At 37.2% G+C, this 23,393-nt stretch carries 20 protein-coding genes, 2 tRNA genes and 1 riboswitch; of the genes, 14 read left to right on the top strand and 8 right to left on the bottom strand.

From position 1 onward, the window contains the following. Positions 1–86 precede the first annotated feature (86 nt). From JG29_RS05465 to JG29_RS05455, 3 genes are all read right to left on the bottom strand, one after another. Entirely contained in the window at positions 87–2,501 is a 2,415-nt protein-coding gene (locus JG29_RS05465) for a Xaa-Pro dipeptidyl-peptidase (protein ID WP_045922957.1), read from the bottom strand. A gap of 264 nt (positions 2,502–2,765) precedes the next feature. Further along, positions 2,766–3,743: a diaminopimelate epimerase gene (gene dapF, locus JG29_RS05460; RefSeq protein WP_045922956.1), complete on the bottom strand. Its 978-nt coding sequence runs from the start codon at positions 3,741–3,743 to the stop codon at positions 2,766–2,768. Positions 3,744–3,760: 17 nt separating this feature from the next. Next, on the bottom strand, positions 3,761–5,116 hold the full coding sequence (locus tag JG29_RS05455) for an aspartate kinase (RefSeq protein ID WP_045922955.1): 1,356 nt from the start codon (positions 5,114–5,116) through the stop codon (positions 3,761–3,763). A gap of 175 nt (positions 5,117–5,291) precedes the next feature. Then, positions 5,292–5,470, top strand: a riboswitch (Lysine riboswitch). 98 nt (positions 5,471–5,568) lie between these two features. Here JG29_RS05455 and lysA point away from each other — a divergent pair. Genes lysA through JG29_RS05420 form a run of 7 tightly spaced genes read left to right on the top strand, consistent with a single transcriptional unit; the run spans position 5,569 to position 12,717 of the window. After that, the gene (lysA, locus tag JG29_RS05450; RefSeq protein WP_045922954.1) at positions 5,569–6,885 is read left to right on the top strand and encodes a diaminopimelate decarboxylase; all 1,317 of its coding nucleotides are present in this window, start codon (positions 5,569–5,571) and stop codon (positions 6,883–6,885) included. Positions 6,886–6,888: 3 nt separating this feature from the next. Beyond that, positions 6,889–7,599, top strand: coding sequence for a 2,3,4,5-tetrahydropyridine-2,6-dicarboxylate N-acetyltransferase (gene dapD, locus JG29_RS05445; RefSeq protein ID WP_045922953.1), 711 nt, complete (start codon positions 6,889–6,891; stop codon positions 7,597–7,599). Between the two features lie 4 nt (positions 7,600–7,603). Further along, a complete protein-coding gene (locus JG29_RS05440; RefSeq protein WP_045922952.1) occupies positions 7,604–8,749 on the top strand; it encodes an N-acetyldiaminopimelate deacetylase in 1,146 nt (381 codons plus the stop codon). 13 nt (positions 8,750–8,762) lie between these two features. Continuing rightward, positions 8,763–9,686 carry a 4-hydroxy-tetrahydrodipicolinate synthase gene (gene dapA, locus JG29_RS05435; protein WP_045922951.1) on the top strand — a complete coding sequence of 308 codons (924 nt, stop codon included), beginning with the start codon at positions 8,763–8,765 and terminating at the stop codon, positions 9,684–9,686. Beyond that, positions 9,686–10,441, top strand: coding sequence for a 4-hydroxy-tetrahydrodipicolinate reductase (dapB, locus tag JG29_RS05430; RefSeq protein ID WP_045922950.1), 756 nt, complete (start codon positions 9,686–9,688; stop codon positions 10,439–10,441). The genes dapA and dapB overlap by 1 nt, the downstream gene beginning before the upstream one ends. Before the next feature lie 18 nt (positions 10,442–10,459). Continuing rightward, positions 10,460–11,650: an aminotransferase class I/II-fold pyridoxal phosphate-dependent enzyme gene (locus JG29_RS05425; RefSeq protein ID WP_045922949.1), complete on the top strand. Its 1,191-nt coding sequence runs from the start codon at positions 10,460–10,462 to the stop codon at positions 11,648–11,650. Further along, positions 11,647–12,717 (top strand): aspartate-semialdehyde dehydrogenase, encoded by a 1,071-nt coding sequence (locus JG29_RS05420; RefSeq protein ID WP_045922948.1) that lies wholly within the window; start codon positions 11,647–11,649, stop codon positions 12,715–12,717. Before JG29_RS05425 ends, JG29_RS05420 begins: the two co-directional genes overlap by 4 nt. A 1,199-nt stretch (positions 12,718–13,916) precedes the next feature. Here the strand turns inward: JG29_RS05420 and JG29_RS05415 are convergent. Beyond that, entirely contained in the window at positions 13,917–14,960 is a 1,044-nt protein-coding gene (locus JG29_RS05415; RefSeq protein ID WP_045922947.1) for a PTS sugar transporter subunit IIC, read from the bottom strand. Between the two features lie 410 nt (positions 14,961–15,370). On the opposite strand from JG29_RS05415, the gene JG29_RS05410 reads away from it, so the two are divergent. From JG29_RS05410 to JG29_RS05395, 4 genes are all read left to right on the top strand, one after another. Continuing rightward, a complete protein-coding gene (locus JG29_RS05410; protein ID WP_045922946.1) occupies positions 15,371–15,571 on the top strand; it encodes a PspC domain-containing protein in 201 nt (66 codons plus the stop codon). A gap of 264 nt (positions 15,572–15,835) precedes the next feature. Next, positions 15,836–16,324, top strand: a complete 489-nt coding sequence (locus JG29_RS05405; RefSeq protein WP_045922945.1) for a GNAT family N-acetyltransferase — start codon at positions 15,836–15,838, stop codon at positions 16,322–16,324. 14 nt (positions 16,325–16,338) lie between these two features. Continuing rightward, on the top strand, positions 16,339–16,824 hold the full coding sequence (locus JG29_RS05400) for a GNAT family N-acetyltransferase (RefSeq protein ID WP_045922944.1): 486 nt from the start codon (positions 16,339–16,341) through the stop codon (positions 16,822–16,824). 331 nt (positions 16,825–17,155) lie between these two features. Further along, on the top strand, positions 17,156–17,644 hold the full coding sequence (locus tag JG29_RS05395) for a prolyl-tRNA synthetase associated domain-containing protein (RefSeq protein ID WP_045922943.1): 489 nt from the start codon (positions 17,156–17,158) through the stop codon (positions 17,642–17,644). Between the two features lie 134 nt (positions 17,645–17,778). On the opposite strand, the gene JG29_RS05390 is transcribed toward JG29_RS05395, so the two are convergent. Further along, positions 17,779–18,525: a sulfite exporter TauE/SafE family protein gene (locus JG29_RS05390; RefSeq protein WP_045922942.1), complete on the bottom strand. Its 747-nt coding sequence runs from the start codon at positions 18,523–18,525 to the stop codon at positions 17,779–17,781. A gap of 99 nt (positions 18,526–18,624) precedes the next feature. Here JG29_RS05390 and JG29_RS05385 point away from each other — a divergent pair, with 99 nt between their 5' ends. After that, complete coding sequence (locus JG29_RS05385) at positions 18,625–19,188, top strand: TetR/AcrR family transcriptional regulator (protein ID WP_045922941.1); 564 nt, start codon at positions 18,625–18,627, stop codon at positions 19,186–19,188. 72 nt (positions 19,189–19,260) lie between these two features. Here the strand turns inward: JG29_RS05385 and JG29_RS05380 are convergent. Then, positions 19,261–19,333 (bottom strand) — tRNA-Gln (locus JG29_RS05380). A 150-nt stretch (positions 19,334–19,483) separates the two neighbouring features. On the opposite strand from JG29_RS05380, the gene JG29_RS05375 reads away from it, so the two are divergent. Both JG29_RS05375 and yjeM read left to right on the top strand, forming a co-directional pair. Next, a complete protein-coding gene (locus tag JG29_RS05375) occupies positions 19,484–20,905 on the top strand; it encodes a C69 family dipeptidase (RefSeq protein ID WP_045922940.1) in 1,422 nt (473 codons plus the stop codon). Positions 20,906–20,923: 18 nt separating this feature from the next. Next, positions 20,924–22,423, top strand: coding sequence for a glutamate/gamma-aminobutyrate family transporter YjeM (gene yjeM / locus JG29_RS05370; protein WP_045922939.1), 1,500 nt, complete (start codon positions 20,924–20,926; stop codon positions 22,421–22,423). 106 nt (positions 22,424–22,529) lie between these two features. Here the strand turns inward: yjeM and JG29_RS05365 are convergent, their stop codons facing one another. Together JG29_RS05365 and JG29_RS05360 are read right to left on the bottom strand one after the other, a co-directional pair. Further along, entirely contained in the window at positions 22,530–22,910 is a 381-nt protein-coding gene (locus JG29_RS05365) for a hypothetical protein (RefSeq protein WP_045922938.1), read from the bottom strand. Between the two features lie 363 nt (positions 22,911–23,273). Beyond that, positions 23,274–23,345 (bottom strand) — tRNA-Glu (locus JG29_RS05360). Positions 23,346–23,393: the final 48 nt, after the last annotated feature.

Genomic DNA, 23,393 nt, shown 5'->3' with positions numbered 1-23,393 from the left:
TGAAAAGATAAAAAATTTTATAATATCAAAAAAGGGATTGAGACTATTTCTCAATCCTTTTTTACTAAAACTAGATTCAAAATAATCTAACTCATTAGCGGAACTAGAAATTTTGAGTGAGCACAATCTAATTGGTAACTAATATTCTGGTTGCCCCGAATGGTCATTTCCATATCAGTAGCATAAATAATTAATCCTAATTGATGACCTGGCAACAATTGATAGTGTGTAGGCTGCAATAATAATGTTAGATCATAGAATTTACCCGGAACAACGGTTGTTACTTGAGTTAAACCAGTGCGATTTTGAAAATTAAGATGTGCTAAAGAAATCAGCTGAAAGCTGGTCGGATCTGTAGCTAATTGGTATTCGCGCAAATTTTCCTTTTGATAATGCCAGCTTAAATCAAATGCTTGATTTTCTAGCACTTGCGGCAATTTTTCTAAGCGACGGAAGAACCCATAATCAATTAAACGACAACTTAATAGTCCGTAAGGGTGATCACTGGCAATTCGCAACTTAACTTTTGGCCGACCATCAATAATTAAAGGCTTTTGTTGCGGTGCGGCTTTAAAAAGTAAACGAGTTGTGGCTAAATCGGAATTACTTTGAGTTAAATCTTGCTGCCATTGGTTTAAATTTTTCGTATAATAGTTAAATTTATCGGCGGGTAGGTAATCACAGTAGCTTTGTGGTGCCAAATCTTGCGGCGCCGGCTTTTTTTGTAAGGAGTTCTCGTTGAAATAAAATACTTGTGACTGATTATGAGCGTCTCCCCAAGTATTTTGCGTTTTCCAAGTTTCTGCAGTGGCATTATCTTGAATAATAACCTTAGGGAGAATTTTTTGAGCCTGATTATCTATATCATATAATTCGTGTGTTAACCATAAATTAATAATATCGGTAAAATCCAACGACCGGAAATTATTAATATAAATATGAGGGCCTTGATGTAATATGAGTTTGGAAATTACCGGAAGTTTCTGCAAAGCTTGCCAGAATTTATAAGCGTTTTTCGGTTTAACGTTCCAATCATTAAGTCCATGAACTAAGAAAATATCAGCCTTGATTTTTTGTAAATGATGCCGATAATTTCGCTGTTCCCAAAAATCATTATAATTGCCGGTAGAACGATCTTGGTCCTGAGCTATTTTTTGTAAATGCTGCTGCCAGGTCGATGCAATTTTGTGATAATCACCGGCTTGCTTTTTACGAGAAAAAGTTTCCATTGCTAAAACATCCGCATCTTCTCCGGGAAAACCCTGGGGCGCGACTACGAGACCGTTCTCGCGATAATAATCATACCAGCTGGAAATGGCAGCTTCAGCAATGATCGTTTTTAATCCGGCAACACCGGTTGTGGCAGCTGCAATCGCTAAGGTTCCTAAATAAGAACGGCCAGTCATGGCAATTTGGTGATTGCACCACGACGCTGTGATACTAAGCTGCTGTGTCTGATCACTGAAAGCTGTTCGCTGACCGGCTAACCATTCAATAATAGCCGTGGTGGAGGCAGTTTCTTGGTTATCACCGCAAGTTCGAAAACCTTGGGAATCTTTCGTACCAATTCCAGCGGCATAGACAACGGCAAAGCCGCGCGCTAAAAAATAATCATTTAAACTATAGCTGAAATAATTACCCATGCTGGCGCTAGCTTTTGGGCTATTTCCCTTGATACTTCGCGGCTGAGGAATCTGAGCCTCTTTTACCGGTGCAGAGTGAACAGTATTAGGACTAGGGCTTTTAGCTTGTAATAAAACATTGACATTATGCGTCAGTGCTTCCCCATCCTTATCATTAGTACCTTGATTATAAGGTGAGGCCGTATAGAGTGCCGGAACTGGTTGTTGATTTGATTCCTGGGGACGAATGATTTCAGTTTTTAATAAATCTCTTTGACCATCATGATCACTATCCAAACTGGATTCTACATACACTACTTCATGGATTAATTTACTAGTATCATAAACAGGTTGAGCCTTACCATTAAAAATTAAAGGCCGCGGTGTATGCGGATCTTGGATCATTTTTTGAAAATAGCCACGATTAGCTAATTCGTCTAAAAAAGTTTGTCCGTGAACAGTGTGAGTGATCAGCAGTTGATACCAGCCGTGAATAAGATCTTTAGTGTCAAGATTTGACTGCGAGAAGATAGGATAGTGTACTTGAGAACCTAAGGCTAAAGGATCATCCAAGGAAAAATCTTGCCCTGCTTCAAAACCGAGCAGTTGCCAAAAGATGTTATAAAATGCTGTCGCTGTTACTTGTCCTTGTTGCAAGTATCCTAAAGCATTTTGTTTACTAGTGGCCATTAAAGTGGAGAGCTGGTGTAGTTGGTCTTGAGAAGTAGTTAATTCAGGAAAACTTTTTTGTAAAAGCCATTGTAAAGCTGGCGCCGGTTTTTGATTTAAAAAGTCAGCCTGAATAAAGTTAATGCGCTGTAATTCAGTAAATTCTTGTTGAAATGATGTGGGTTGAATTGCAAACTGATTTAATTTCATTGCCGCCTCCTTAAAGTTAGTTATTAATTATTATAATAAAAATATTATGGGACACCAATATTAATAAGAACCTAACTCTTAAATATCCCAAGTTCAGGACTGAAAACAAATCTTAATTGTTCTTAAAAAAGATAATCAAAGTTTTTAGGAAAATAAATTTTTCAGTGAAAGTATTCATTACTTATATTTGGACTAGGTTTTGTGTCTATAATGTTACTAGTTTACCGGATAAAGTGGGTTTACTGCTTTTATAAGTGCTACTGTTTACCGCGCGATAAATTCTTGATAAGCTGCATCTTCTGGAGTTGCAACTGCTTGCCACTTTGAAAAATCTGGATGGGCTTGATGTAACTGCAATTCTGTTGTTTGAAGATAGTGAGTTATGGTGGCATTACCTATAAGCTCAATCCAATAGCCTTGGGCCACTTTATGGACTCTGGTTTGAACAAAGCCGCCAGGGTTAGAAACTGTGATTAATTTTTCCAGTACTTGTTCTGACGGTTGAGTTAAAGCAAAAACCAAACTGGCTGCCGACATGCCAGTACCGCAGGCATTAGTAAAACCGACACCCCGCTCAAAAGTTTTAACAAAAAGATGGGAAGAATCAATAACTTGAGCAAAGCTCACATTGACGCCATCTGGGAAATAAGGATTGGGCTGATTTAACTTGGTACCTAATTGTTCTAAAAGCTTACTTTTTAAAATAGCCGGAGATACTAAACTAATCAGATGAGGATTCGGCACAGCTACAGCCGTAAATTTCAAATCAGAATCTAATACAGAAACGGTTTGATTAAACAATTTTTCTGTTCCTAAATTTTCAAAGGGCAAATCTTGAGCCGCAAAACTTACCGGACTAATTTCCACACTAATGGCTTTGACATTGGGGGCCCAGTCTGGTTGACAACTGACTTGCAGATCAGCTTGTGCTGTTTCCACTTTAAAAGTCTTCTGTTGGTATTTATCGGCAAGATAGCGGCCGACAGTACGCAGACCGTTACCGCACATTGAGGCCCAAGAACCATCAGCGTTAAGCACCCGCATTCGTCCTAATACTTGTGGGTGCTGTGAGGTACTGACTACTAATAAACCGTCAGCTCCTCCTAAAGGCCCAATTTTTGGATTAGTTAGTTGTTGAGCAAGGTTAACCAATTCTTTTTCAGAAAGTGGTTGTTGTAATTGCGTTTGATCGAGTAAAAAAAATTGATTTTGTGAACCATGTACTTTCTGTAACTGTACCATAAAAATTACTCCTTTAACTATTCGTCAAAAAATTGCTGATAAATTTGTGCCACAGCCGCTGTGGCGTCAGCTTTTTTAGTTCCCAGCATGATGGAAATTCGAGAAGCACCTTGATTAATCATGTGAATTGCAATGTGTTTATTGGCCAGAGGAACTGTAATATTTTTCATGACGCCAATTTTATTACGCATCCCTTCACCCACTACCATGATAATGGCATAATCATCAATCCATTCCAGTTTATCAGGCTGTAAGACTTTTTGAATTTCTTGGCACATTTGTTGACGAATACTTTCTGTAAACTGACGTTTATCAAAAATTACCGTAAGATCATCAATTCCTGAAGGCATATGTTCATAGGAAATATTAAATTTATAAAATACTTGCAGAAGTTTAAGGGTAAAACCAACTTCTTTGTTTAACAGATAACGATGTAAATATAAGGCTGCAAAATGATTAGAACTAGCAACCCCAGTAACAATACCTTGGGGCTGAAAATTTTTTTCGGGCACAATCATCGTACCCGGAAGATCCGGATGATTAGTATTTTTGACATTAATAAGAATCTGGCCTTCAATAGCCGGTAGTAAAGCTTCATCATGAAACACAGAAAAACCAGCATAGGACAATTCTCTTAATTCCCGATAGGTCATGATTTTAATAGGGTGTGGTTGCGGAACAATCCGCGGATCAGCAGCATAAATGGCATTAACATCAGTGAAATTCTCGTATAATTCAGCTTGCAATCCCCGTGCCCAAATAGCGCCGCTAATATCGGAGCCGCCACGAGAGAATGTGGCAATATCACCGGCTTTAGTTATTCCGTAAAATCCGGGAACAATTAATAATTGGGGAGTTTGACGCCATTTTGATAAATTCTGATAAGTTTCTGACAAAACCCGAGCATCATTGGCATTGTCACTGACCATAAATCCAGCTGTGGCAGGATCAAGAAATTGTGCAGGAACTTGCTGCTGTTGTAAAATCAGTGCTAATAATTGGGCATTAATCTTTTCACCATGAGCTTTAAAAGCCGCCAGTAGAAAATCAGAATCCTTATATGAATGGTTAGGAAGATTAATTAATTCTTGATATAACGGCTGTAGCAGATCTTGGGAAATTTGAAAATAATTGGCAATTATTTGGTAACGATCCCAAATCTGATCTATGACTTCTGTACAATCTATTTGTTTTAAAGTACTTTGTGCATATTTAATCAGCAAATCGGTAACTTTGATATCATCTTGAAACCTTTTACCGGGTGCCGAAGTAACTATTACTTTGCGTGTAGGATCATTGCGAATAATATTAATAACTTTTTGAAACTGTTCCCCATTGGCTAGGGAACTACCACCAAATTTAACAACTTTCATGTTAGAACCTTTCATCATTAAGAAAATTTTAGTTTAATTAGTATTGAATTTTATCATTTTAATTTCAATCTGCAACCTAAAAATAGAAAAAGCAGTTTGGGAGCGACAGGATAATTTTTTTATTAATAAACTCTGAAAGGTATTGACATTAAGATTAATTAATAATAAGATTCTTATAAATCGAAGAGGTCGCAACCGACAAAAGTAACTAGTGGAATTTCTGCAAGAATGAAGAAGCTAGTGAAAGGGGAAGTTGCCGAAGCGTTAATTATTGCAGTAGTTAATTAGCTGGGACGTAGTTGAAGAGATTACGGACTGTCGCAAATTTAAATTTGCGGAGCGCTATCGACAAAATTGATACCAGTTAATAGTTTATATTAGAGGGACTCTTTTGTGTGCGCAAACAAAAGAGTCCCTTTTTATAAATAATAACAACGGAGGTTGGTTAATAAATGTCCCAAAATGATTTTTATCAGGTTAACGAACAAGGACACTTAACAATTGGTGGAGTTGATGCCCTAGATTTGGCTGCTAGGTTCCAGACACCGCTAGTCGTCTATGATGTGGCCAATATCCGGCAGCAATTTCAATCCTTTAAGCAAGCCTTTAGCCAACAAAAAGTGGACTATGCAATAAGCTATGCTAGTAAAGCCTTTGCTTCGATTGCTATTTATCAAGTAATTGATCAATTAAATGGGCATCTTGATGTAGTTTCCGGCGGAGAATTATATACTGCATTACGTGCCGGCTTTCCTATGAGTAAAGTTAGTTTTCACGGCAATAATAAATCCAAATCAGAGTTATTATTAGCCGTACAAAATCAAGTGGGCGTAATTATTTTGGACAATTTTTATGAGATCAAGTTATTAGCCCAGGTTTTAGAAGACACTCACACTCAGATTAATGTAATGTTGCGTGTGACTCCTGGGGTGAGTGCTCATACTCATAAATATATCCAAACTGGTCAAGAAGATAGTAAGTTTGGCTTTGATGTTCGTTGTGGACAAGCCGAAGAAGCTTTACAGCAAGTTTTGGCTAATAAAAATATGAAATTAATTGGAGTCCATGCTCATATTGGTTCACAAATTATGGAAACCGCCGGCTTTAAATTAGAAGTTCAAAAATTAATGCAAATGTTAAAACAATGGGATCAAAAATATCAGTATCAAGCATCAGTCTTAAATTTAGGTGGCGGTTTTGGTATTCGTTATACTGATCATGATCAGGCATTACAACCAGAAACTTTTGTGGAACAAATTGTCCAAGAAGTGCAAAATTGTGTCCAACAGTATAATCTGAAACTACCAGCAATTTGGATTGAACCTGGACGTTCAATTGTGGGAACAGCGGGATATAGTTTGTACACTGCGGGTTCTTACAAAAAAGTTCCCGATCTTTTGCCTTATATAGCAGTAGATGGTGGAATGGGGGACAATATTAGACCAGCGCTTTATCAAGCGGAGTATCAAGCTTTGCTGGCTCGCGACCCGCAAGCCCAGCCGACAGAAACGGTGCATTTAGCGGGTCGGTATTGTGAATCAGGTGATATTTTGATTGAAAAAGCTTCTCTGCCAGAGAGTTATCCCGGCGATATTGTTGCTATTCTTTCTACCGGAGCTTATGGCTATAGTATGGCTTCTAATTACAATCGTGTACCTCGTCCAGCGGTGGTTTTTGCGGAAAACGGCCATGCGCAAGAAGTGATTAAACGAGAAACTTATGATGACTTAATTAGTCATGATTGTTTTTATCAAGAAAATGAGGAGTAATTTATGAAGAAAATGTCGGCTACAGAGATTATTGATTTCATTGCCCAAGCGCCTAAGAAAACACCAGTTAAAGTTTATTTAAAAGGAGAATTAACGGCTTTAAATTGGCCAGCAGAAATTAAGACCTTTGTGGGAAATCATAGTGGCGTGGTAATTGGCGATTGGCAAATTGTCGAGCCCTTTTTAAAGGAGAATGCAACAAAAATTACTGACTATTATATTGAAAATATTAGTCGCAATTCTGCAGTACCGTTACTAGACCTAAAAAATATTTCTGCCAGAATTGAGCCGGGTGCTATTATTCGTGATCAAGTTAGTATTGGTGCCAATGCGGTTGTTATGATGGGAGCAGTTGTCAATATTGGCGCAGAAATAGGACCAGGAGCCATGATCGATATGAATGCTGTTTTAGGCGGCCGGGCAGTGATTGGTGCTAATAGTCATATTGGGGCTGGAGCTGTAATTGCCGGTGTCGTAGAGCCGGCTTCTGCACAACCTGTTCGAATTGGTGAAAATGTTCTAATTGGTGCCAATGCGGTTGTTTTAGAAGGAGTACAGGTTGGTGATCAGGCGGTAGTAGCTGCTGGTGCGGTAGTTACGCAAGATGTTCCAGCCAAAACTGTCGTTGCTGGAGTTCCAGCAAAAGTCATCAAACAATTAGATCAGCAGACAACTGCCAAAACAAAAATCGAAAAAGATTTAAGAAAGCTGTGAGCTCATGCTAACATCCCAACAACTTATTCAAATTCGACGTCAACTCCATCGGATCCCGGAGTTAGCTTTAGAAGAATATCAAACACAGCGATATTTGTTACAAGTGATCCAAAATTTTAAGCAACAATATCTGCAAATTCAGACCTTTCCCCAATTACCGACAGCTTTATTAGTCAGAGTCCAAGGCAGTAATCCTCAAAAAACTATTGGTTATCGGGCTGATATGGATGGCTTGCCGATTGAGGAAAAAACGGATTTGCCTTTTGCTTCACAGCATGCGGGACAAATGCATGCTTGTGGCCATGACTTTCATATGACGGTGGCTTTAGGAATTTTAAGTTATTTTAGTGAGCGTCAGCCTCAAGATAATTTGATATTCTTTTTTCAGCCGGCCGAAGAAAGTAAAAATGGTGGTAAATTAGCTTATGAGCAAAACGTTTTTACAGGTAAATGGCGTCCGGATGAATTTTTTGCTCTGCATGTTACTCCAGATTTGCCTGCCGGAACCATCGGTTGTCGGCTAGGAACTTTATTTGCTGGTACTACCGAGGTAAATATTGATTTATATGGTCAAGATGGACATGCAGCTTATCCGCAGCAGGCAAATGATATGATTGTAGCAGCTGCAGCTTTAATTGAACAAATTCAAACTATTATTTCACGCAGTATTGATCCGATTGCCGGTGGTGTGGTCACTATTGGCAAATTAGAAGCAGGAACAATTCGGAATGCGATTGCTGGTCATGCCCATTTAGAGGGAACTATTCGTGGTTTATCCCAATCTATGATTGAACGAATTGATCAGCGCTTGCGGGAGGTGACGGCTGGTATTGCAAAAAGTTTTAATGCTGAAGTCAAGATTCAACTCAATCAGGGTGGTTATTGGCCTGTAGAAAATAATCCCCATTTAACTGCAGAATTTATTAATTATATGAAGGAAAATTCGCAAGTTAACTATCAAAATACGCAACCGGCTATGACGGGCGAGGATTTTGGTTACTTATTGGCCCAGATTCCGGGAACAATGTTTTGGTTAGGAGTTGATGATAGTTCGCAGTTGCACTCGGCCACCTTTAATCCGCAAGAAAGTGCCTTAAGAGCGGGTGTTACTGCTATAGTAGGATTTTTACAAGCACATATGCAACAATAAAGGAGGAATTATGATGATAGATTTTACTCAAGTTGATTTAATGACGGCAATTATTACACCTTTCAATGAAGAAGGTAAAGTGGATTATCCTGGTTTGGAAAAGTTAACTGAACACTTGATGAAAACCGGTAGTCGGGGTTTTGTTATTGGCGGTACTACTGGAGAAGCGGCCACAATGACTCATGATGAAAAGATTGAGTTATATACTAAATTTGCCCAAATGGTTAATGGTCGTGTGCCAGTTATTGCCGGTACTGGGAGCAATAACACTGCCCAAACTGTCGAATTTACAAGAGAAGTCAGCCAAATTCCTGGTGTTGATCTAGCCTTGGTAGTAGCTCCGTATTATAATAAACCTAATCAACGTGGCATTAAGGCACACTTGGAAGCTGTAGCAGAGCAATCACAAATTCCTTTAATGATTTATAATATTCCTGGAAGAACCGGAATTAAAATTAGTAAAGAAACTTTAGTAGATTTATCTCATAATCCCCAAATTGCCGGTGTTAAGCAATGTGCAGATTTGGAAGATTTGGAATACATTGTGGAGCATGCCGCACCTAATTTTTTGGTTTATACTGGAGAAGATTTACAGGCGCTCACAGCCAAGGCATTGGGAGCAAAAGGAGTAATTTCAGTTGCTTCTCACGTCTATGGTCAAGCAATGCGGACAATGTATGATGAATTGGAACAGGGTCATTTGGCTGCTGCTGGTAAACTGCAGCGTCAATTGATGCCTAAAATGCAGGCATTATTTATGTATCCTTCACCTTCACCGGTAAAGGCAGTTTTGAATGCACAAGGGTTAGCTGCTGGTGGCTGTCGTTTGCCGATAGTTGATTTAAATGAAGCCGAAAAAAGGCAGCTGGCTTTACATTTAGGTTTGCCGGAGACAGCTTTATTACAGCATTTATCATTAGATTTAGGAGTAGATTAATGAAAAAAGTTTTGATTGCTGGTGCCACTGGTTCAATGGGCAGAAAAGCGGTCCAGTTGATAGAAAAACAGTCAGATTACCAGCTGGTTGCAATTTTAGCACCGAACGCCACGGCAGATACTAAGTTGCCGGCTGCTGTTAGTCGTTTTGATAATTTAGCAGATATTAATCTTGCTGCTGATGTGTGGATTGATTTTACGACACCTCAAGCCGTATTTGCCAACGTTAAATTTGCATTAGAGCATCAGATGCGGCCAATTGTCGGCACTAGCGGCCTATCTGCTGAACAAGTACAACAATTACAAGCAATAGCGCAACAACAGCAATTAGGTGGGATTATTGCTCCTAATTTCGGTTTATCAGCTGTATTATTAATGAAATTTGCTAAAGAAGCAGCGCATTATTTTCCGGATGCTGAAGTTATTGAAATGCATCATGCTGATAAACTTGATGCTCCATCCGCCACTGCGATTACAACAGCCCGATTAATTGCGGCCAATCGAAAAAAAAATCCTGCTAAGACAAATATGGCTACTGAAGCTCGGGGCGCAGATTATGACGGAATTGCTGTCCACTCTGTGCGCTTACCAGGATATGTGGCTCATGAACAGGTGCTTTTTGGTGGACCGGGGGAAGCTTTGACAATTAGACAAGATTCTTTTGACCGTTCTTCTTTTATGCAGGGAGTTCAAGTGGCCTTGGAAAAGGTTATGGATTTACAAGAATTAGTTTTTGGTTTAGAAAAAATATTATAATTGTAAGGAGTGTCCAAAATGCCTCAATTAGCTGCTGATTTAACTCAAATTACACATACACCATTAGAAAAAATTCCTTCTTCAGGAATTAGAGCCTTTGCTCAAAGAATTGATGATATTCCTGATCTAATTAAATTAACTTTGGGAGAACCCGATTTAAATACACCCGAACATGTTAAACAGGCAGCTGTGCAGAGTATTTTAGCTAATGATTCCCATTACTCTGATCAAAGAGGGACTCTACAATTGCGGCAGGCAATTAGTAATTATTTACAACGCAAACAAAATCTTACTTATGATCCCAAGAGTGAAATTATTGTCACTGTAGGTGCGACAGAAGCTTTAACTGCAATTGCGTTGTCTTTATTTCAACCAGGGGATCAGATTATTGTACCAACACCTTCTTATGCGCTTTATTTTCCACTAATTCAATATACGCAAGCTGAATTAGTGGCAATTAATACCGCAAGTACAGATTTTGTCTTAACACCGCAAGCTTTAAAAAATACTTTGCAAGAGCATCCGCAGGCAAAAGCAATCCTACTCAATTATCCCACTAATCCGACGGGTAGAGAATACTCCGAAAAAGTCTTAAAACAATTGGTACCAATTATTCGACAATCTCATCTGTATGTTATTTCTGATGAAATCTATAGTGAATTAACTTATGATTGTCCACATGTTTCTATTGCGCGCTATTTGCCTGAAAGAACTCTGTTAGTCAATGGAGTTTCCAAGTCTCATGCAATGACTGGTTATCGGATTGGTTATCTGGCTGGTCCGGAGACGTTAATTAATCTGATTGCTAAAATGCATGCTTTTATGATTACCGCGCCTTCTAATCCTGCTCAAGCAGCAGCTGCAGAAGCCTTGGAGAACGGTGATCAGGATCCGGTAGATAGTCGACATATTTATCAAAAGCGGCGCGATTATATTGTCCAGGCACTTAATGAAATGGGATTACAAACAATGCCCGGTGAAGGAGCGTTTTACGTGTTTGCCAAAATTCCCGCCCAATACAAAAATGATGATGAAGCATTTGCTCTGGACTTAGCTCATAAAGCTAAAGTCGGCGGCACACCGGGAAAATCTTTTGGCCCGGGAGGAGAAGGTTATATTCGTTTTTCATATGCCGCTAGTGACGCCGATTTGCGAAAAGCCATGTCTCGAATACAGAAATTTTTATCAGCGGAGGTTGTAGTTAAATGAAGAAATATGTGGTTGCGATATTAGGAGCTACTGGCGCCGTGGGTCAGCGTCTAATCAGTGAATTAGAGCATTCCCAAATACCAGTTGCAAAAGTTAAATTACTGGCTTCTAAGCGTTCCGCTGGGAAAAAATTAACTTTTAATAATCAAGAAGTAACTGTAGAAGAAGCACAGCCGGATTCCTTTACTGGTGTAGATTTGGTTCTTTCTTCTGCTGGTGGAAGTGTTTCTAAAAAACTTTTGCCTGAAGCAGTTAAACGAGGAGCGGTTTGTGTTGATAATACTAGTGCCTTTCGTATGGAAGAAGATGTACCATTAGTAATTCCTGGAGTCAATGAACAGCAACTCCAGTATCATCATGGTATTATTGCTAACCCAAATTGTTCTACGATTCAGATGGTTGCCGCTTTATATCCTGTCTATCAACGCTGGGGAATCGAACAGATTATCGTATCAACTTATCAGGCTGTTTCTGGTGCCGGCCAATCGGCTTGGAATGAAATGTTGCAGCAGGCTCAGGCAATATTAAATAAGCAGAAACCCACTGCCAATATTTTACCAACAGCAGCAGATGTAAAACATTATCCCTTAGCCTTTAATCTTTTACCCCAAATTGATGTTTTTGAAGATGATGGCTATACCCATGAAGAATGGAAAATGATTCATGAAACTAAGAAAATCTTATGTAATGATCAGGACTCTCCAAAAATTAAAGTGACTGCCACCTGTGTCCGAGTTCCTGTTGAAATTGGTCATGGAGAATCAGTTTACTTTGTGGTTGAAGACAAAGGAGCATCTGTTCCGGAAATTCAAGCGGAAATTGCCAAAACCTCAGGTTTAATTTTGCAAGATAATCCGCAACAACAGCTTTACCCTCAGCCATTGACTGCTGCTGGTAAAAGAGAAACTTTTGTCGGCCGCATCCGTCCTGATCAAGAAAATAATGGTGCCTTTCAAATGTGGGTCGTTGCCGATAATTTGTTAAAAGGTGCGGCTAGCAATACAGTAGCCATTGCAGAATGTTTGGTTCGCGATCATTTAGTGCAAGTCCCAAATAATAAAGCTTAAGTAAAAAACTTCGGTTTATTAAACCGAAGTTTTTTGTTGAAGATTGTCTTGTTGATTTATCCTAAATGGCTGAAAACTTTATCTTTGTTGGGGGATAGAAGTATTCTAAAAAAACCGTTTATGACTTTGGCGAGTGGAAGGGTTCATATTCCCCAATTTTGCCAATGAGAAGGGCTAATAAGTCTGGCGCATAAAAAATTTTTGTGGTCCTTTCCTGAGCATAAACAATATTAGCTGGTAGGTGAAGTTGAGGTGGTAAGACATATGCCTTGTTTGATATTAGTTAATATGCTCTTAATACTTTTGCGTGTAACAATGTGGATGAAACCATCTCCTTCTTTTTTACTTTATTGATGCAATCTTTTAACATTTCTGGAATTTCATTCCCCCAAATAGGAGTAATAAAAATAATATCCCGAGCAGATCATGGATTGGGTCTTAATGAAATAATTCTGATAGCGGTCCAAAAACTGATATGGTTGCTATACTGTTATAAATTTTATTCCAGAGCTTTTAATTCGATGTTATGAAAACTGTTAACGTAAGGATGATAATAGCTAATTAAAATTGATTGATGCCCGACTAATTTTTATCTAAAATTGTTGCAGGTTTTCCTGTAATAAATTTTTATTTGGCAAAGTGACCTGATTTTTAATGAACCAGATGTAACCTTAAATAAATAATTAAATTTTGATAAAAAACTGGACTGCATAGTGGTTGCAGGTATTAAGTCGGCAATAATTTTTTGGTTAAATCATATAATTCCAACTTACTTGCTAAATTGTATGGTTGCTGATAAATACTATTGATATGAGGATTGAAAATAAACGGTTTATCAAATAAGGTTACATAGGGTATTTAATAAAGATCAACCCAATTTTAAAGGAGACAATCTGTGGATCAGAATTTGCTTGCTGAAACGGAAAGGGTCTCTTGATAAATTTACTGGGATATCGACAGCAATGAAGAAATCATTTTTATTGTAAAAATGTTTATAGAAAGTCCCTGTGCTAGGATTTAATTTTTTTAAAAAGGGTCTTAACGGAAATTTATTTCAAGAAATGTGGCTCAATGCTCACATAGCTAAATTAATTGTCTGAGTTTTCGGGTTATAGCTGCTCATAATTTAGACTTTCTCTAATTTGGAGGATAATACTGTTATCTAAAAAAGTAATTGCTAAATTTGGTTTTACCGAGTATTACTCGTAATTTAAAGCAAAATCTTGTGCTGAAAAATAATGTAACTTGTTATTAAAAATATAATTGCTCAATAAACCTAAAATAATCGGGGCGATCAAAAACAGGATTGTTACTAGAATAATTTGACCACTTGTATTACTTCCCCAACTATTCAAGGCTGCAATCGGGCCGATTAAACCGGAAAAGCCAAAGCCGGCACTAGTAGCAGAACCACCAACGTTAAAGATACTGCCAATACCACCCATAAGTGCTGCATTAATCATTAGCGGTAATAAGAGTTTGGGTTTGGTCATTAAATTAGCCATTTGCATTTTAGGTGATCCGAGAAAATGAGCTAAAGAAGTTCCCCAAGAATTAGCTTTCCAACCATAAATAGCTAACGCGAAGCTGGCAGCAGTAATGCCCAAATTAGCGGATCCGGAAGCAATTCCATGAATACCAACAGCGGTCGCAATCCCCACAGAAGAAATCGGGGAAACAATTAGCAGCGCAAAAGCAACTCCCATTATGGCACCTGTCAGTATAGGTTGAAGATTAGTTAGATGTGCAATAATCATACCAATGAAAGTAGTAATCGCCTGTACCGGTTTGAAAGTTAACATACCAATTCCGCCACCAATGAGTAAAACGAGAGTTGGCAAAAGTAAAACAGTATAAGCTTTGAATTTTGCTCCTAACAATTCGATTAAAAGATAACCAACCATGATGGTTACTGCAATATTAATAACATCCCCTGAACCCATGGCCGAAAATCCTTGTTTAGTGAAATGAAAATTGCCTGCTCCACAAACGGCTGCTAAAGCTAATGAAGTAGTTTGAATTGGTGATAACTTTCCAATCATGCCCACACAAGCGGCACTGACTACAGGAAGCATAATTGTAGCTAAACTAGTCATGGTTAGAATAATGGATAATGCTGGAAAACTGGGAACCAAAGCTTTGATTAGTTGATTTAAAAGTGCTCCGGGAACTAAGGCCACGATGATTCCAGTAGAAAGGCCATTTAAAGTATTCATAATAATTTTTTTACCAGAAATTTGCATAGATCTTTCACCTCATTAATTTAATAAAAAAAGCCTCACAATAAACTGTGAGGGCAAGAGAAGGAGTCAATCTACACATGCGCCGCACAGTTGAAAGCAATCTGTGCGGCCTTAAAATTTTACATCAAAATCTTCAGGCATTTCAGATTGCTTGACTGAAAATACCCAAAGTAATAAGTACCAATATTTAACTGTGAGTTTAATTGAATAGTCATTATTAAAAACTCCTTATAAATATCTTAGAAATAATGATAAAGGATTTAATTAAAAAAAGCAACCCCAAGTTAAAATTGTTAAAATAATGTCGATATTAAGTAAAGAGCTGAGGAATTGTTTTAAATGAATTATAATAATACTATAATTGTCATGTTTTAAAATCAATAAGAATTAATTCTAAAGAGGTGAGTTTAATGCATATTTCTTGGAAACGTTCCGGAACTAATTATAAAATTGCTGGAGTTTTAGGCGGAATTGCCGAGCATTTTGGTTGGAACGCCAATGTTCTACGCGTACTGTGGTTATTATTGACAATTACGCCTGCTTTTCCCGGAGTGATAATTTATCTGGTATTGTGGTTATTAATGGAAAAACCTGATCAGTATATCAGTTAATACTTTGCTTCAGAGAAATGAAGAAAATTTACAGAAAAAGTGCCGCATGTTGATGTAGCACTTTTTAAATTAATAATAAGAGAATTTTTTAAGATAATAAAGATTGGTAGGAATTAGGGTAATTAGTTTATACTGCTGCAGCATCTGTCGTTACTTAAATTTAAATAGTAAATAAATCAGTATTGAGCAATATAACATGATGATGACACTTATTTTAGTAAAAATTCAACTATATTAGTAATAAAAGAAGGACTTAAAATTCTTATGAAGATTCATTTTCGCCAAGTACAGCCAAAAGATTGGGAAGCAATAATGAAAATTGAAAATCAAGGATTTTCGCCCGCAGAAGCAGCCAGTCGTGCAGCCATGAAAGAAAGAATTGAGAACATTCCAGAGACCTTTATTGTAGCTGCCAAGCAGGAAGAAATACTGGGTTATATTGTCGGCCCCACTTTTTCGCAACGTTATTTAGCTGATGAATTATATCAGCATACTTTATCTAATAACAAAAGTGATGACTATCAAACAGTTTTGAGTTTGGCGGTTGCTCAGCCCTATCGGCGTCATAAGATAGGTACGCAGTTACTTACGCAATTAGCTCAAGTAGCCCGCTCTCAAAAACGTCAGGCAATAACTTTAACTTGTTTAGCAACCTTAATTCCTTTTTATGAAGCGAATGGTTATATTAATGAAGGATTGTCGGCGTCCCAACACGCAGATGAAAAGTGGTACAACATGGTTAAAAATTTGTAAAGGGAGCTAGGAAAATGCAGTTTATGATAGCAAATAAAACTGATTTAGCGCAAATAGTAAACATTTATAATCAAAGTATTCCTACCCGATTGGCTACCGCAGACTTAAAACCTGTGACTGTGGCAGAACGTCAGGAGTGGTTTGAGGGTTTTAATGAACGCTATTCCATTTGGAAAATTATGGATGAACAAAAAATGTGGGGTTGGGTCAGTTTACGTCCCTTTTATGGGCGGGACGCTTATGCTCCAACCGCAGAAATTAGTATTTATGTCGATCAATCTGTGCAACATCAAGGGGTCGGGCAGCAAGCCTTGCAATTTCTAGAAACGCAACTTCCCCAACGTGCGATTAAAAATGTTGTAGCGCTTATCTTTAGTCATAATTTAGCCAGTATCAATTTATTCAAGCGTAATAAATTTGAACAATGGGGCCATTTACCCAATATTGCAATTTTAGATGGTGTTCAGCGAAGCCTTGATATTTGGGGCCGCAATTATTAGTAAATGAGAGAATTGGAATGTGCTACACTAAAAATTTATATAGCTTTAGTCGGCTTATTCAAGAAAATTAAGCATGATTAAAATAAAAAGATCCCAAATTACTTATTGATATCCAAGTTTTCAAGCGTTACCAACTTTCGATTGAATAATTATAAGTTAAAACCGGAATTGGAGTTTAGGCTTCAATCGTAGAACCTTGTTTACTGAGATTAAATTAATGCTGGCTTTAAAAAAGCAGAGAGTCGAAAAATAATTTGGTAAATTAGCGAGCCATTTGTTATTGCTAGGTTCAACTTAAACGGGATAATTTCTCTGAAGAGGTGAAAAGTGAATGATGGATAGACAAGAAACGCTACAGTATCTGGATAAATTACATGTCAATTATGAATTAAGGGAACATCAAGCAGTCTATAATATGGCTGAATTAGAGCAGATTAAGTTACCGCATCCAGCGGCTGATGCTAAAAATTTATTTTTAAGAGATGATAAAAAAAGAAATTATTATCTACTTGCAATTAAAGGCGATAAAAGGGTAAATCTGAAGCAAATTCGTCAAGAAAATAATACACGCCGGCTGAGTTTCGCTTCACCTCAGGACTTAGCAGCAAAGTTGGGTTTAACTCCGGGTTCTGTAACGCCTCTAGGTCTTTTAAATGATCAAGAACATGAAGTTAATTTTTATTTAGATTCCTACTTTCTGGCGCAGCCTTTAATTGCAGTGCATCCAAACGCGAATACAGCTACTGTCTGGTTAGCACCTGCTGATTTATTAAAAATAATCAAAAATTTAGGAAATCCGGTTAAAATAGTGCAGATGTGATTTTACAAGCATTATTAATTTTCGAATTTTTATAAAAGGTCATAAAGGCGAATAGTGTTAATTAATTAAGCTAGATGCTTTTGTAACAAAGAATTATTCACCGATCAAAGTAAAAATTAGTGATAAGAAAAATTTTAGAATAAAGACTTCGTACCTAGAAGGATTAATAATATTCCCGTAACTGGCTTAATATACGCAGTAACTTTGGTTTTAGCTAGTAATTGTGCTAACTTGGGGGCAATAACGGCGCCTACTAATGCCCCGAACATTAACGGCAATCCGGCTGCCCAATCTACTTGTCCACCAGCTATATGAAATAAAGCACCGGTAATAGTCATGAATGTTAAAACATAAGTCGAAGTGGCGGTTGCTTGAAAATCTTTTAAGCCCAATAAAAACAAGCCTGCAAGAATCACTGCCCCGCCACTCATACCTGCTACGCCAACCATTAATCCGCCCAAAATACCAAACAAACTGGCTTGTAATCTGGCATGGGGCTGGCGATATGTTGTGGTAGAGTGCTTATTTTTTTGAATTAGCATATTAATTCCCAGCAGAATTAAAATTATTCCAATGAGCCATTTATAAAAATTAGTCGGAATAATATGAGCTGCTAAGGCTCCCAAAACCACAGCTGGAATGGCAGCCTGTAACATTTGGTTACCAATTTTGGTATTAATTTTACCTTGACGATAATAGCTCCCTGCGCCAATAATTAATGATGGTAAAGCAGTTACTAAAGAAGTCGATGAAGCACTGGCTGCACTTAGATTAAATAAACCCGTCAAAATTCCTAAGTAAATTGCGGCACCACCGCCACCAAAAAGAATTACTAAAGTACCTATAAATAAGCCAATCATTCCTAATATTATGCTTTGCATAGGTTATTCCTTCTTTGAGAGTATTGTTTTTACTTACATAGTGTAATTATAAATTACAATATGTAAGTGTCAATAAAATTAATTTTAAAAGGATTAAATATGCCCCGTCAAATTTTGTCTAAGGAAATAATTATTCAAACAAGTATTAATTTAATAGAAGTCAACAGGGACAATAGTTTTGCAAATATTGCCCGTAACTTAGGTACTCAATCCCAAGCATTATATAACTATTTTTCCAATCAAATTGACCTAAATTATGCAATAGTAGCTTGGACGATTAAGCAAATTACACAACATTTGCAGCAAAAATTATTTGGTCAAACCAAGATGGATGCCATTATTGCTTTTGCCATGGAACTGCGCAAACTGGCTCTAGATCATTTTTTGTTGGCCCAATTTATTTTAAAGATGCCGCGTACTGATAAATATCCAGATGTAAAATTGGCCTTTGCCGACTTAAAAGCGTTACTGGATTGTCTGATTGCAACCGAGTTTACCGATCGTAAGAAGCAGATATTAGCTAGTCGCTGTGGTCGAGATCTATTAATTGGCGATATCATTAATGTGGGCACAGGATGGTTTGCCGATAAATCTATTCCAACAGAAAGTGGTTTTCGAACTCTGTTAAAGAATAATTTAGAAAATATTAAAAATGCCAACTAACGTTTTTTTAAAGATTATCGACAACAAAAAAAGCACCGACCTAAAGTCGATGCTGAGAAAATTCAAGTTTTATTGGGTATGTAGGGCTCGAACCTACAAATTACGGATTCAGAGTCCGTTGCCTTACCGGTTTGGCGAATACCCAATCAAAAGAACAATTAATATTGTACTGAAAAGGTAACTAGCTGTCAAGAATAAATTAGAAAATCAAATAATATTTTACTGCTTGCGACGCTTATTGTTCACTACTACAATAAATATGGTCAATTAAATATTTTATTAATGAGGTGAAATTATGCATCCAGCAAATAAAAACTCGTGCACCAGTATTTTAATTGGCCGTCAAGCAACAATTGACGGCTCAATTATTATTGGTCGTAATGAGGACGGGGGAGCATCATTACCCAAACATTTTATGGTATATCCTCATCAAGAGTGGCAACAAGAGCCCATTTTTAAATCTAAGGTCAATAAATTTCAGCTGACTTTGCCTAGAGTTCAATACAAATACACTGCTACGCCTGAATGGACTGATCAGTCAGGTGTTTTTGCGGAAGCTGGTTTTAACGAATATGGAGTAGCGATGAGTGCTACTGAAAGTATCTACACCAATAACTTAGCTTTGGGAGCAGATCCTTTAGTCGTTGATGGTATTGGAGAAGAAGCAATGGTTACTTGCATCTTGCCTTATATTAAAACGGCTCGAGAAGGTATTGAAAGATTAGGCGGTCTGGTAGAAAAGTTTGGTACCTGTGAATCTAATGGGGTGCTCTTTGCGGACCAAAAAGAAGCCTGGTACATGGAAATTGTTTGTGGTCATCAATGGCTGGCTCAAAGAATTCCCGATGATTGTTATGCGCTTGTTGCTAATCAGGTAGCTATTCAGGAAGTCGATTTTGAAGATAATTATAATTTTATGTTTAAGGATGATCTGAAAGAATTTGTTTGGGAGCATCATTTAAATCCGGAACCCGATCATTTCAATTTTCGTTTGATTTTTGGCACAAAAAGTGAAGCGGATGAACATTATAATACTCCCCGGGTCTGGTGGGGCCAGCAACAATTTTCTGGTCCGAATGAACAATTGCCGACCAGTGAAGATTTGGCTTTTGTTAAGAAGCCGCAACATTTACTAAGTATTGATGATGCCAAAATGTATCTTTCTTCTCATTATCAAAAAACACCGTATGATCCCTTATCAAAAACGCCTCAGGCGCATATTTATCGTCCAATCAGTTTAGCAAAAACTCAGGAATCGCATTTATTGCAGATTAGACCTGAGGGTCCGCGAGATGCTGCCTGTATTCATTGGTTAGCAATGGGAGTGCCGGCACAAAGTGTTTATGTTCCTTTTTATTTGGGCATTAATCAAACACCCAAATTTTATCAAGAAGGCGGCTTACCCTATGACAATCAGTCAGCTTATTGGTTGTACAAATTGGCAGGTATTTTAGTGGATGGCCATTATTCAGAATTGGGCCAGTTACTAAGTGATACCCAAAAGAAAATTAACGTTTACTTGGCACATCAAGTTCAGCAGATTGATCGCCAAGCCCAAGAATATTCTAACGTTCAGAAATTAGAGGCATTTTTAACAAAATCTTCTTGCCAAAATGCCGAATATGCGGCACAAGAATATCGAAAATTAATTGCACGCTTAATCACTGCTTCGACTGATTTTTCGTTGCTTAATTTTCAAACAGATTTAAATTTATAAAAGGGAGCAATTTAGGTTTTGAGTAGTGAAAAAAGTAGTCGTACTACGATTGGTATTTTGAGTTTAGTAATGATGATTTTTACCACCATTTATGGTTTTAATAATGGCACTATCGCTTATTTACAAATGGGATATGCCAGTATCATCTGGTATGTTTTTGCCGCCATTTTTTTCTTTTTACCATCAGGATTAATGTTTGCCGAATATGGTTCCACTTTTCACAGTGCTGAAGGTGGAATTTATTCTTGGTTGGAAGGGTCAGTTGGACCTAAGTTTGCCTTTTATGGAACTTTTATTTGGCTGACTTCTTGGGAATTATGGCTTGTTTCTACAGCTTCACGAGTTTGGATTCCTCTTTCCGTATTGTTTCAAGGCAGTGACAAAACTCCTAGCTGGCATTTAGCTGGTCTGACCTCTACGCAAGTAATTGGTCTCTTAGGAGTTTTGTTTATTTTGTTGGTAACCCTGCTCGCCTGCCATGGAATGAGTTGGATTAGTAAGATTTCCACTTTAGGTGGTTTTATCATGGTCTTACTAAATGGTTTCTTTTTTTTGGTTAGTTTAATTATTTTAATTTTGAATAAATTTCAGTTACAGCAGCCGATTACTGGGGTACGTTCTTTTATACAATCGCCCAATGCTAGTTTTGCTTCTGTATTAGGAATGTTATCGTTTGTGGTTTATGCAATTTTTGCTTATGGCGGCTTAGAGTCTTTAGGTGGAGTAACGGATTCCTTGAAAGATCCCCAACGAACCTTTCCCAAGGGAATTTTAATTGCAACTTTAGCTATTGCTATTATGTATGCTATTTCGATTTTATTTTGGGGTATTAGTGCTAATTGGCAACATGTACTGAATAATTCCCGAGTTAATTTAGGTAATGTCGGTTATGTATTAATGGATAATTTAGGTTATACCTTGGGTAAGTCATTACATTTAAGTACTAGTATTTCGTTAGTAATGGGTGAATGGTTTGCCCGGTTTGTCGGTTTTGATAATTTTGTGATGTATCTGGGTTCCTATTTTGTGTTAGTTTATTCTCCCTTGAAGTCATTTATTTTAGGTACTCCTCGGGATTTTTGGCCGCAGCGGGTAACTAAGTTAAATCGTCATCATATTCCTGCTTGTGCGATGTGGATTCAAGCGCTTGTAGTAGCCATAATTATTATTGGAGTTTCGTTTGGCGGTTCTAGTGCAGCACAGTTTTACAATATTTTAACATTGATGGGCAATGTCTCGACTTCGGTGCCTTATTTATATTTAATTGCTGCGTTTCCATTTTTTAAAGCAAAAACCAACTTGGAACGTCCTTATGTCTTTTACAAAAAACAAACTACGGCTAATTGGGTCAGTTGCATTGCCTTTTTAGTAGTAGCATTAGCTATTTTATTTACTTTCATTCAACCAGTATTAGAACGGCAATATTTTGATGCTTTTTGGACAGTCGCCGGGCCTATTTTCTTTACGCTGGTAGCTTTTGTATTGTATTGGCGTTATGAACATCGTGAACAAAAATAAGTTAATAAAAATCCAACTGTTAAAGTTGGATTTTTTATTAACTTTAGATAATTATTATTAATTGTGAAAGTAAATTGAGAGGCCCTTACTCATTTGAATAGCAAACTTACTTATTGTATTTGGTAGTATTTGGCTTTTGCTCTAACATTGGTTTTCTATGTTCTAATCTAGCGTAATCATCTTTAGTTATTTTTATTTTCTTATCGTTTATACGGATAGTTATTGGATTAACTATACCTAAATTTCTTAATATTAATAAGCATATACAAATTATTGGTGGCCAAATAGAAGCTGCTATACCAATTAGCCCGATTATAATAATTAAATAATCTAAAGGAGTAATCCATATTCTTTTATAATTTATAGTTCTGTTTTGGTTTAAGTCATTTAATTGACCAGATTCAAAATATCCTAGATAATCAGTTTGTAAATTTTGATTTATTGGCTGTTTATTTTGAGGATTATTACCTGTATTAAATTTTCGCATGGTGTCCTCCTTCTTAATAAGTAACAAAAAGATAACAGAATTTGAAATTCAAAATGTTTTTATTTTTTAGTTAACGGAATCTATTTTAAAATAGGATTTTTGATATTTTGTTATGTTTAATTTAACATATTGTTGATTACGGTCCCATAAATTTTTTCATTGACGGCAAATCAAATCGATTATCATTAGCTTCCATTTGGGGAATATTAAACCTAAAAGAATTTAGTAAATCCTATTTATAGAGGATAATATTAAAAATAAAAACAAGCTGCCAATCATAATTGATTGGCAGCTTGTTTTTTACCGTCTTACAACACATACACAATACAAATTGTTGTTAAAAGACTGATTTATCCATTATTATCGCCCGTACGGGAATTGAACCCGTAACTCCACCTTGAGAGGGTGGCGTCTTAACCATTTGACCAACGGGCAATGAACAACAAATATAATACCGAAATTTGCCACGATCGTCAATAGTTT

This window comes from Bombilactobacillus mellis, assembly GCF_000967245.1.
Lineage (GTDB): Bacteria > Bacillota > Bacilli > Lactobacillales > Lactobacillaceae > Bombilactobacillus > Bombilactobacillus mellis.
Note: the sequence above shows the minus strand (reverse complement) of the source record. Positions and strands in the feature narration are given on the sequence as shown.